Genomic DNA, 10,458 nt, shown 5'->3' on the forward strand with positions numbered 1-10,458 from the left:
ACGAATAAGAAAATCAAAAAAATAATTCAAAGTCAACTTGAACAGTGGATCGCTGGCCTTCCTAATTATATCAAGGCTTATTTGCCGATATCACTCTGCGAAAGTTGAGTTCCAATGTAAAGGTAGATAGGGATAATGTGTTCTCCATTCCAAAAGAGGAAACGGAATCTCAAGCATATATCGCGGCGAGTGATTTAGTCATCTCAAAAGCAGGATGGGGTACGGTAAGCGAGGCAGTTGTCTATAATGTGCCGCTACTGATTTTGAATAGAGAAGGAATGAAGGAAGACCAAAATACGATTAACTATATTCGTAAGCATGGACTAGGCAAAACAATAGATTGGGAAGAAATGCTAAAATATCAGTATCATGGAGAGAAGCAAGAAAAAAAGGAGAATGGATTTAGAAATGACGCCGAGGCGATAGTGGAGGAGTTACGGAAACAGTGCTGTTTCTCTACAGACAACTAATATGGAGAGGTGAAAAAAATGAAATGGCATGTAAAGAATTTTAATGAGTTAACGAACATGGAATTATATACGCTTTTGAAAGAAAGAACGGCTGTTTTTGTGGTAGAACAAAATTGTCCATATTTAGAGGTGGATGGGAAGGATACTGAATCGTATCATTTATTTGCTGAAAAAGAGGGAGAGGTTGTTGCTTATTTGAGAATTTTACCTCCAGGGGTTTCTTATCCAGAGGCTTCGCTAGGAAGAATTTTAGTGAAGAAAGAATGGAGAGGTCAAGGCTTGGCGGAAGAGCTTGTGAGTCGCGGGATTGATTACCTTAAAAAGGAATTAAATGAGGAGGTAATAAAAATACAGGCTCAGAACTATTTGCGAACGTTTTACCAGTCCTTTGGTTTTCAATCGATCTCAAAAGTATATTTAGAAGACAATATTCCCCATATTGATATGCTGTTAAAGGGAGATAGGTTGGAAACGAAATAATACATAAGGTGTTTTCCTAATTGCATAGAATGGCTAATCTCTGTATAAAAAGAACCATTACTGCCTACCCTTTAATAATGCAAGGAGTGGTGAGAATGTTCTATATGGAGATTGTTGTAGCAATTCTTTTAACGATGGCTTTTATAAAGTATTTTTGGACCAAAAAGGAAGATCAATATCAGACTTCGCTTTTGGCAAGTCATATCGAATCGAGTAATGAATTGAAAAAGACGTTGGCAATGGGGCTTTATTTGCGATTTCGAAAAGAAACTGAGGAAAATTCTCCAAATTATTCTGAGATTTACATAAAACAAGACCCGATTCAATTTGAAAAGTTTGCTGCTGAAATTGTGGAGCAAACAAGAGGTGGATCGACCTGGGTAACTCCCTCAACAGGTGATTTTGGAGTTGATTTCGAACATGAAACAGAAAAAGGACTGTTTCTTGGACAAGTCAAATGTCATCAAGGAGATTTACCTTTTGATCCAATTGCACTTATTCATTCGAATATAGTAAAAAGAGGAGCTGCAGGAGGGTATGTTATTACAACAGGCGGCTTTACACCTGCAGCTTACGAATATGCCAAAGGTTTAAACGTCGAACTAATCGACGGTGTCAAGCTTGTGGAAAGCTGGTTAAGTAGTTTAAGCAAAGAGGAAAAAGAAATGAAGGAGATATTGCTCGTTTAAGGAAGTAGAGGGACGGTTCTTCTGAGGTTATGTTCTCAGAAGAACCCGTCCCCTGCTTCCTTTTTTATGTATTGGAAAAGAGGAAGCAGGCATAATAATGGGTAGGATTTTGTCATAAGTTTAATGAAAAAATGGTTAAGGGGGATTTTTATGAGGAAATTTTCTTTTATTTTTTTTGTATTAAGTATGGTGATTCTTGCTTCTTGTTCAGCGGATAAGGATAAAAAAGAAAATGCTGATAATAACAAACAGGCAGATGAACAAAATGTAGATGTTGATAAAGGTCTTTTAAACGTTGAAATCACATTGCCAGCTTCCATGTTTGAAGGGGAAGATATTGATACGGTTATTGCGGATGTAGAAAAAGAGGGAATTAAAGTTACTAAAAATGACGATGGTTCCCTTACCTATAAAATGTCTAAGGCAAAACATAAAGAGATGATGAAGGAAATGGAAGCATCTCTAGAAGAATCCATAAAGGAAATGAAGGGGAGTGATGATTATGTGTCCATTAAGGATATTACGCATAATAAATCATTTTCTGAATTTACGTTAGTGGTTGATAAAGAGAAATACGAGGATAGTATGGATAGTTTTGCCATTTTTAGCCTCGGAATAACAGGTATGATGTATCAACTGTATAGTGGTGTGGACTCAGACGATTATCAGGTTAAGATATTTACAACAGACGAAGCCACAAAGGAAGTATTGGATGAAACCGTTTATCCTGATGATTTAGAAGAGGATTCGGAATAAAATAGTTGTTTTTCATTTAGAGAAAATAAGGAGGATAAGGATGAAAATTAATTTCCCAAATATATTTAAACTGTGTCTAACTGGTTTATTTATTGTCACTGTCCTTGGAGGATGTGGACAAGATACGAAGGATGTAACAATTAAAGATGAGGATGAAAAACAGGAAGAAGTACAAACAGAAGAGACAGAAAAAAAAGAAGAAACAAAGTCGAAGCTTGGATCTCGAACAAATCCAGTTCCGTTTAAGAAGACAGTAACAGTCGAAGATGAACTATATAATGATGAAGGGGAATCCTTCCCTATTAAGTTTGATTTAACAGTATTGGAAGTTATACGCGGGGAGGACGCCTATCAAAAATTAAAATCCATGAACGAATTCAATGAGCCTGCCCCAGTAGGATATGAATGGCTTTTAGCGAAAACGAAAGTTAAGTTTACTGAATCGGCTACAGAGGATTTGTCCTTTCATATTGATGGGATAATGAACTTCGAAATGGTTAGTGAAAACGGTGATATATATAGTGGAGATATTATCGGAACGACAGAACCTGAATTTAGTTATGAAATGTATGTAGGAAATGAAAAAGAAGGCTATATTTCTGGATTAGTAAAAACAGGAGAAAAAGCGCAGCTTCGCTATGAAGAAATGCTTGGAGGAAATGTCTTCTTGAATTTACAGTAAGGAGGGTCCTCAGAGGGACGGTTCTACTGTTTCCCTAAAATTTCCTAACAAGAACCGTCCCTTTGCTTCCCTCGACTTTAAAGATTTACTTACATTATCATTTAATAGGTTTCGTCTGCGGTTCAACTCTGTATCCATTACGCTTCGTTTGGCATCGAGCTTGTAGAACAGCATGGTTATGCCGATTAGTAAGCAGATTGCTAGTGGCACCCAGATGAAGCTTACTTCAATATACGATAAAGCTTTAGGAGTTTGTGTGGCATTTGGAACATAGCCACCCAGTTGAAGAAAAACTCCGACAAGTGCACTACCAAGACCTAGACTTATTTTTACTGCGAAACCTTGAAAGGCTGCAATCATCCCAGTGATACTCTTGTTGTTTTTATACTCGGAATAATCGATAATATCTGGTTGAATGGCAAAAGTGGTTCCAAAGATCCCGTAAATTCCGAGTCCGGTAATTGCTAAATCAGCTATGAGTAAAACAGGAGACGTTTTTCCAAAATAAATTATTAAATCTCCAACAATATAGATAACGGTACTTAATAGCAAGACATTCTTTTTTGGTAATTTCCTTTGAAGCCAAGGCAGAAGAAGAAGCATAGGCAGACCAGAGAGAATACCGAAAAGCCCAACAAACGTAAGCCAATCTGTTCGTCCAAGATTGTATGTGAAATAATAGATCACAGTAGTATTTCTGATTACAAAAAGGGCGAAATAGAGAAAATTTAAGATAAAGAAGATTAATGCATGGCCGGTTAATCCTTTTAAATCCTCTTTAAAAGTAGATTTTCCTCGTTCTACAGTTGGTGGTACGACTTCTTTTGTATTCATAAACGTAAAGACAAACACAATTACAGCTGCAACCCCGTAAATAGTCATCGTAATGAGATAGCCTTTTTGTGTATCTCCCTTTCCGAAGAAATTAACAAGGGGATTTGTAATCGTCATGACTAAAGCGGTTCCAATTAATGCGCAAATCATTCTAGTTGAGACTAGCCAGTTTCGCTCATGATCATCGGAAGTTAATCTTGGCACAATTGTATTTAAAGTGATATTTACAACAGTATAAGCAATGTTTAACAGGCAATAGGTTACATAAGCCCATACAATTTTTCCACCCATACTGAAGTCGGGTACAATAAAAGTCAAAATCGTAAAGGCGGCAAAAGGAATTGCTCCAATGAGGAAATAAGGTCTTCCTTGTCCCCATCTAGTATTCGTTCTATCTACTAATAATCCCATGCCAGTATCAGCAAAAGCATCGATAATCTTTGTTACGAGCATTAACGTTCCAGCAACCGTTGCCGTAATTCCAAAGACATCTGTATAGAAAAACAGTAAATAAGATGCCATTATACTAAATACAAGATTACATGCGAAGTCCCCAGCTCCGTATCCAATCCTTTTTTTCCATTTCTCCATCCCAATCACCATCCATTTCGTAAAAAAAATTTACATTGCTGAAATTCTTGTTAACGTTTTCATATCTGTTTTTAAATGCTTATAAATAGATTTATAAACATGGTAAAATTCATTATATTTTTGATGATTCTCCTTGTTTGGCATAATCTTCTCATCTAGAACCTGCCATTTCTTTACCTCTTCATAAGAGAGAAGGCCAGTTCCTATTCCAGCAAGAATAAAATCGCCCATATTGGCTTCTACATCATGAATTGGACAGACAACGGGATAGCCTGTAAAATCTGCAAAAATTTGGCTCCACAATTTCGACTTTGTCACACCGCCTGCAAGCAAGATATATTCTCCAAGATCTTCACCAGTTGCTTCCATTGCATCACGTAAAGAGAAGGCAACTGCTTCAAGAAATGCGCGATAGATATGAGCCTTTGTATGTGCTAAAGAAAGTCCGACATTCGTTCCTTTTGCATCTGAATCCCAAATAGGACTTCTTTCGCCCATAAAATAAGGTAGGACAATCAAGCCATCACTTCCGACTGAAATGTTAGCTGCTTGTTCGTTTAAAACATCATATGCGTTCTTTCCGCCAGCTTTTTCGACTTCCAATTCATACTCACACATTGTTTGGCGGAACCATTTAACGATCGCACCAGCAGTAGCTCCACCAGCAAAATAATAGGAAAGTCTTTTTGCATCATATAAATAGGGCCAAACAATTAGGTCTTTTCCTTTGACTGGTTTATCAGATATGAGTGCTGCACACATGGAAGTTCCAATTGCTGCTGCATAAATGCCAGATTCTAATACACCAAGGCCGATATTCGCAGCGCCACAGTCAATACCACTAGCGATAACTGGCATTCCTTCTGAAAGTCCTAACTCTGTTGCTGCTTCTTTCGTCAAGCCGCCAACAATATCGGTTGATTCTACAATTTTTTCCGGCATTAACGAAGTGGGGATTCCCATCGCATCCATCATTTCTTTTGACCATGTTCTGTTATTCATATCAAAGATTCCGCCGATATTCCCTGCAGAAGAATAATCAATGGCAACTTCTCCGGTTAGTTTGAAAATCACATAATCATTTGGTGGGAGAAATAATTTGGTTTTGTGCCAGTTCTCTGGTTCATTGTTTTTCATCCAGAGGATTTTTGTGTATCCATAATAGGGATCAGCGCCATTATGGGTAATGTCAAGAAGCTTTTCTTTTCCGATATGTTCAAGTACCCAGTTTGCTTCTGCTTCTGCTCTTCGATCCATCCAAATCATACAAGGTCTAACAGGCTCCATGTTTTCGTCCAATGGAATCCCGGAACCTCCATATAAACCACTGATGGCAATCCCACGTATTTTTTCAGCTGGAATTCCTGCTTTTTGCACCGTGTTTTTAATGGAAGCTTTTGTAGCTTCCAGCCACACATCTGGCCACTGTTCTGCCCATAAAGGCTTAGGAGTTAACACATCGTATTCTTGTAAATCTTGCGCAATTAAGTTTCCATCTGTATCCATTAGAATCGTTTTTGTTCCGGAAGTTCCGATATCCGTACCGAGTAAGTAATTCATAAATAGTCCCTCCTAAATCTATAAGTCTATTAAATTGCAGTGAAAGCACCATCTATTACAAAGTCTGAACCTGTTGTAAAGCTGCTAGTGTCTCCGGCTAAATAAACACAAATGGATTGAAGCTCTTCTGGTTTCCCCATACGATTAAGCGGTGCCATTTCATTCCATTGTTTAATTAAAGGTTGTAAGCTTGGAGAATTTAATGTAAGCTCTGTGCCGATATATCCTGGACTAATGCAATTAACACGTACATTTCTTGATGCCCACTCGACAGCTAGTGATTTTGTTAGTTGAATCACACCAGCTTTTGAAGCATTATAAGAGCATTGTGGTTGGGGAACATTTACAATATGTCCTGACATTGATGCTGTATTAATAATGGAACCGCTGCCTTGTTTTAGCATGACTTTTCCTGCTGCTTGAGCTGTAAGGAATACACCTGTCAAATTAATATCAATCACTTTTTTCCATTGATCAAAAGTCATTTCTTCAGCAGGGACATTCAAGCAAATTCCAGCATTGCAAAAGGCAACATCTAATCGACCAAAAGCTTCTAATACAGTATCCATCATAGCGTTTACATCTTCAGGGTTAGTTACATCTGCTTTAATTGCAATAGACTTTATAGGAGACGCTGTCTACCTATCAATTGGGACACATCTTGGTGGTGCAATCATCATCAATAATCAAATATATATGGGAAAAGAAGGGCATAGTGGAACAGTGGAGCATATGACGATAAATCCTGATGGACCTTTATGCTATTGTGGAAAGAAAGGGTGCGTGGAAACGTATAGTTCTGTAAATGCTCTGTTAGAAACGGGAGAGACATTAGATGCTTTTTTCGAAAATGTGCGATCTGGGGTAGTTTCTTTTGTGAAAAGGTGGAACGCTTTTTTAGACCATTTAGCCTTTTCCATGAATAATTTGTATCTTGTCCTTAACAGAGAGTTTATTATTGGAGGACATATTTCTTCCTATTTAATAGAAGAAGATCTCCGTATTCTTCATGAAAAAACAAACGAAAAATCCGCCTTTCCAAGCAGCGACCGCTTTATTCATATCAGTCATTCACCTGCAAAAGGCGTTCCAATTGGAGCAGCCATTCCATTTGTGCAATCGTTTTTGGATACGATTTAGTGGAAATCAGGTGCTTAGACGCTGATTTCAAAGAGCTAAATGGTCAAGAAGAGTGATTAACTTATCGCCTGAAGTTTTACACAATAATCCGGATATGCTCAGCAATCTATATCCAGTAGAAAGCAGAATGGAATAACCTTAATGAAGAAATAAGACAGGTATTTCTAAAGTATATTGATGCGCATAAGAACAATGAAGATAAGGATAACTTTACCTATTTGATCATGAGCTACTTAGAAGAAAAGGAGTAAGAAACTATAATTTATTCCTCTGTTATTAATAAACTTCTTTAAGAAACACAACTTTTCCACATAAGAAGAATAGAAGAACAGTACGTTCTTCTATTCTTTAATACCTCCTACATTTTACCTATTTTTAAAAACTATTAAAATATGCCTGTCGAATATGATAGAATAGTAGCATATAAAAAGAATGATATTAGGACAAAGGTGTCGTTTTATGTCCTAATATAGTTTATGGGGGGAAATGATATAGAATCTATGAATAAAAAAAGAGGACTATTTTATTTTTTTGCTGCTATTTTACTAGTTTTGGGATATTCCATAAATGTAACTAATGTTAATGCAGCGGAAAATCCAACAATAAGCTATTCGACACATGTTCAAAGTTATGGCTGGATGGATAGTGTGAAAGACGGTAAGTTATCTGGCACTACAGGAAAAAGTAAACGTGTAGAGGCAGTAAAGATAGACTTGGAAAATGCCCCATATTCTGGTGGGATTACGTATAAAACACATGTTCAAAGTTATGGCTGGATGGATTCAGTATCGAATGGAAAAGTTAGCGGTACAACGGGAAAAAGTAAACGTGTTGAAGCAATCCAAATCAACTTAACGGGAGAAATGGCTGAGCATTATGATGTGTATTATCGAGTTCATTCTCAGACTTATGGTTGGTTAGGTTGGGCAAAAAATGGTCAATCAGCAGGAACAGAAGGACTTTCTAAACGAGTAGAAGCAATGGAAATAGTCTTAGTCAAAAAGGGACAATCAGCTCCTGGTTCTACAGAACAGCCATTTGTGACAAATCTATCCGTTTCTTATTCGACGCATGTTCAAAGTTACGGCTGGATGAAAACGGTGAAAAATGGCGCATCGGCTGGTACAACGGGAAAAAGTAAGCGAGTAGAAGCTATAAAAATCTCATTAAATAAAACACCTTACTCTGGTGGAATTACGTATAAAACACATGTTCAAAGTTATGGTTGGATGGATTCAGTATCGAATGGAAAAGTTAGCGGTACAACGGGAAAAAGTAAACGTGTTGAAGCAATCCAAATCAACTTAACAGGAGAAATGGCTGAACATTATGATGTGTATTATCGAGTTCATTCTCAAAGCTATGGCTGGCTTGACTGGGCAAAAAATGGGCAGTCTGCTGGAACAGAAGGGCTTTCTAAGCGAGTAGAGTCTATTCAGATAAAGCTTGTAGAAAAAGGAAAGAGGGCACCTGGATCTACAGATAAACCATTTGTAACAGATCCTTCCATTAGCTATTCCTCCTATGTACAGTCAAACGGTTGGATGGAAACAGTAAAAGATGGAAAATTAAGTGGTACAGAGGGGCAATCAAAACGTATAGAAGCAATTAAAATAAATATTGAAAATTCTCCCTACAGTGGAGAAGTTGTTTATGCCTCCAAAATGCAAAGCGGTAGTTGGTTAAGTAGTGTTTCTAATGGGGGAGTTTCTGGCATAGAAGGTTATTCCAAACCGTTAGAAGCAGTGAAAATAAATCTTTCAGGCGAAATTGCTAATCATTACGATGTGTATTACCGAGTTCATGTTCAATCATATGGCTGGTTGGGATGGGCCAAGAATGGAATGAAAGCAGGAACAGAAGGGCTATTAAAGCGAGTAGAGGCGATAGAAGTAAAGCTTGTTAAAAAAGACAAGGGCGAAGCTGTTAGCGAGAAAAACTCATACAGAACAAACGTCTATACGACAAAAACTAACTATAATATCTCTCTGGACAATGCGTTATCGATGCAAATGAACACTTCACCCCAGACAGATAAATATCGAAATGAAAAAGCATATGCATCTAGCGAATATCTTCAAATGATGGATAAAGGAAAAATCACGAAAAATGATGTGCAGCTTAGAACGTCTCCAGAATTAAAAGATGACAAAGAAGATACTAATGTTGTAACAAAAGTGAAGTCCGGAACATCAATTCTTGTTTTAGACAACAATGTTGTTGGGGATGAAACGGCAGGCAGTGACAAATGGTATAAAATCGAATATAAAGAGCAAGAATTATTTGTTCACAGTTCGCTTGTTGAACTTGAGTCTAGAGTAGGTAGAGTAACAGCTACTACACTGAATATTAGATCAAAGGCAAGTACGACAGGACATATTTATGGATCTGTCAAAAAAGGAACGTTAGTAACAGTTTTAAAAGAGGATTCGAAAAGCAAATGGGTAGAAGTAAGCTATAATGCTTGGCGTAATGCTACTTCTTCTGATGTGAAATATTATCTCGATCCAACTAACTTCTCAAGTGATAACGTCCAAAGATTTCAGTTTATGGATTTAACCAAATCAAGTGAAGTACCTGTAAGTATTCTAAACCAATATCTAAAAGGAAAAGGAATATTAGAAGGACAGGGACAAGCTTTCATTGATGCTGGTAAAAAATATGGAATCAATGAAGTCTATTTAATGGCTCATACACTATTAGAAACGGGTAATGGTACATCTACTCTTGCAAAAGGGATAGAGTATAATGGGAAAAAAGTATATAACATGTATGGTATCGGTGCGTATGATGACTGCCCAGATGAGTGTGGAGCAGAAGCAGCATATGATAATGGCTGGACAACGCCATATAAAGCAATATTGGGTGGAGCTGCCTTTATTGAAAATGGATATATAGGCGGGAAAAATAGTTATAATATTGTCCAAAATACCATTTATAAAATGCGCTGGAATCCAGAATTAATGAACAATAAATCATTTGCTGGTCATCAATATGCAACAGATATAGGATGGGCCTCTAAACAGGTAAAAGTTATGTCGGAAGTATATAACTTAAGACCATTTATCCTGCATTTAGAAATTCCAGTATATAAATAAAGGGAAAAAGAGGGAGCGATAAAAAAATCGCCCCTCTTTTCTTATTGATCTTTTTAAACCACAGGCTATGCCTGTGTGCAAATGAAACTTGTAGAGTTGTATCAGAAAAAAACTCCAATCGTTATAATAGAAGATGGCCGTCAAACCAACTTCTATTA

At 37.2% G+C, this 10,458-nt stretch carries 10 protein-coding genes; 7 read left to right on the top strand and 3 right to left on the bottom strand.

The genetic code is table 11. The annotated features are described in order from the left end of the window. Nucleotides 1–137 precede the first annotated feature (137 nt). From ACTQ5K_RS24525 to ACTQ5K_RS24545, 5 genes are all read left to right on the top strand, one after another. Nucleotides 138–470 carry a glycosyltransferase gene (locus ACTQ5K_RS24525; protein WP_441994404.1) on the top strand — a complete coding sequence of 111 codons (333 nt, stop codon included), beginning with the start codon at nucleotides 138–140 and terminating at the stop codon, nucleotides 468–470. Between the two features lie 18 nt (nucleotides 471–488). Beyond that, nucleotides 489–950, top strand: a complete 462-nt coding sequence (locus tag ACTQ5K_RS24530) for a GNAT family N-acetyltransferase (RefSeq protein WP_031537500.1) — start codon at nucleotides 489–491, stop codon at nucleotides 948–950. Nucleotides 951–1,045: 95 nt separating this feature from the next. Beyond that, entirely contained in the window at nucleotides 1,046–1,639 is a 594-nt protein-coding gene (locus ACTQ5K_RS24535) for a restriction endonuclease (RefSeq protein ID WP_031537501.1), read from the top strand. Between the two features lie 150 nt (nucleotides 1,640–1,789). Beyond that, complete coding sequence (locus ACTQ5K_RS24540) at nucleotides 1,790–2,395, top strand: hypothetical protein (protein WP_441994405.1); 606 nt, start codon at nucleotides 1,790–1,792, stop codon at nucleotides 2,393–2,395. Nucleotides 2,396–2,435: 40 nt separating this feature from the next. Continuing rightward, entirely contained in the window at nucleotides 2,436–3,077 is a 642-nt protein-coding gene (locus ACTQ5K_RS24545; RefSeq protein WP_441994406.1) for a hypothetical protein, read from the top strand. 9 nt (nucleotides 3,078–3,086) lie between these two features. Here the strand turns inward: ACTQ5K_RS24545 and ACTQ5K_RS24550 are convergent, their stop codons facing one another. Genes ACTQ5K_RS24550 through ACTQ5K_RS24560 form a run of 3 tightly spaced genes read right to left on the bottom strand, consistent with a single transcriptional unit; the run spans nucleotide 3,087 to nucleotide 6,634 of the window. Continuing rightward, the gene (locus ACTQ5K_RS24550; RefSeq protein WP_441994407.1) at nucleotides 3,087–4,502 is read right to left on the bottom strand and encodes an MFS transporter; all 1,416 of its coding nucleotides are present in this window, start codon (nucleotides 4,500–4,502) and stop codon (nucleotides 3,087–3,089) included. 30 nt (nucleotides 4,503–4,532) lie between these two features. Next, nucleotides 4,533–6,062 carry an FGGY-family carbohydrate kinase gene (locus ACTQ5K_RS24555; RefSeq protein ID WP_441994408.1) on the bottom strand — a complete coding sequence of 510 codons (1,530 nt, stop codon included), beginning with the start codon at nucleotides 6,060–6,062 and terminating at the stop codon, nucleotides 4,533–4,535. A gap of 29 nt (nucleotides 6,063–6,091) precedes the next feature. Then, nucleotides 6,092–6,634: an SDR family oxidoreductase gene (locus tag ACTQ5K_RS24560; RefSeq protein ID WP_441994409.1), complete on the bottom strand. Its 543-nt coding sequence runs from the start codon at nucleotides 6,632–6,634 to the stop codon at nucleotides 6,092–6,094. On the opposite strand from ACTQ5K_RS24560, the gene ACTQ5K_RS24565 reads away from it, so the two are divergent. Together ACTQ5K_RS24565 and ACTQ5K_RS24570 are read left to right on the top strand one after the other, a co-directional pair. Further along, nucleotides 6,582–7,202 (top strand): ROK family protein, encoded by a 621-nt coding sequence (locus ACTQ5K_RS24565; RefSeq protein WP_441994410.1) that lies wholly within the window; start codon nucleotides 6,582–6,584, stop codon nucleotides 7,200–7,202. The genes ACTQ5K_RS24560 and ACTQ5K_RS24565 overlap by 53 nt on opposite strands. A gap of 500 nt (nucleotides 7,203–7,702) precedes the next feature. Then, nucleotides 7,703–10,300 carry a glucosaminidase domain-containing protein gene (locus ACTQ5K_RS24570; RefSeq protein ID WP_235251486.1) on the top strand — a complete coding sequence of 866 codons (2,598 nt, stop codon included), beginning with the start codon at nucleotides 7,703–7,705 and terminating at the stop codon, nucleotides 10,298–10,300. The last annotated feature ends 158 nt before the right edge of the window (nucleotides 10,301–10,458 follow it).

It is taken from the genome of Niallia sp. Sow4_A1, from assembly GCF_052116745.1.
Lineage (GTDB): Bacteria > Bacillota > Bacilli > Bacillales > Cytobacillaceae > Niallia > Niallia hominis.

What these genes read in the sequence shown, in the direction of transcription:
- ACTQ5K_RS24530 (WP_031537500.1), top strand. Translation starts at nt 489, where the DNA reads ATGAAATGGCATGTAAAGAATTTTAATGAGTTAACGAACATGGAATTA.
- ACTQ5K_RS24535 (WP_031537501.1), top strand. Translation starts at nt 1,046, where the DNA reads ATGTTCTATATGGAGATTGTTGTAGCAATTCTTTTAACGATGGCTTTT.
- ACTQ5K_RS24540 (WP_441994405.1), top strand. Translation starts at nt 1,790, where the DNA reads ATGAGGAAATTTTCTTTTATTTTTTTTGTATTAAGTATGGTGATTCTT.
- ACTQ5K_RS24545 (WP_441994406.1), top strand. Translation starts at nt 2,436, where the DNA reads ATGAAAATTAATTTCCCAAATATATTTAAACTGTGTCTAACTGGTTTA.
- ACTQ5K_RS24550 (WP_441994407.1), bottom strand. Translation starts at nt 4,502, where the DNA reads ATGGAGAAATGGAAAAAAAGGATTGGATACGGAGCTGGGGACTTCGCA.
- ACTQ5K_RS24555 (WP_441994408.1), bottom strand. Translation starts at nt 6,062, where the DNA reads ATGAATTACTTACTCGGTACGGATATCGGAACTTCCGGAACAAAAACG.
- ACTQ5K_RS24560 (WP_441994409.1), bottom strand. Translation starts at nt 6,634, where the DNA reads ATGATGGATACTGTATTAGAAGCTTTTGGTCGATTAGATGTTGCCTTT.
- ACTQ5K_RS24570 (WP_235251486.1), top strand. Translation starts at nt 7,703, where the DNA reads ATGAATAAAAAAAGAGGACTATTTTATTTTTTTGCTGCTATTTTACTA.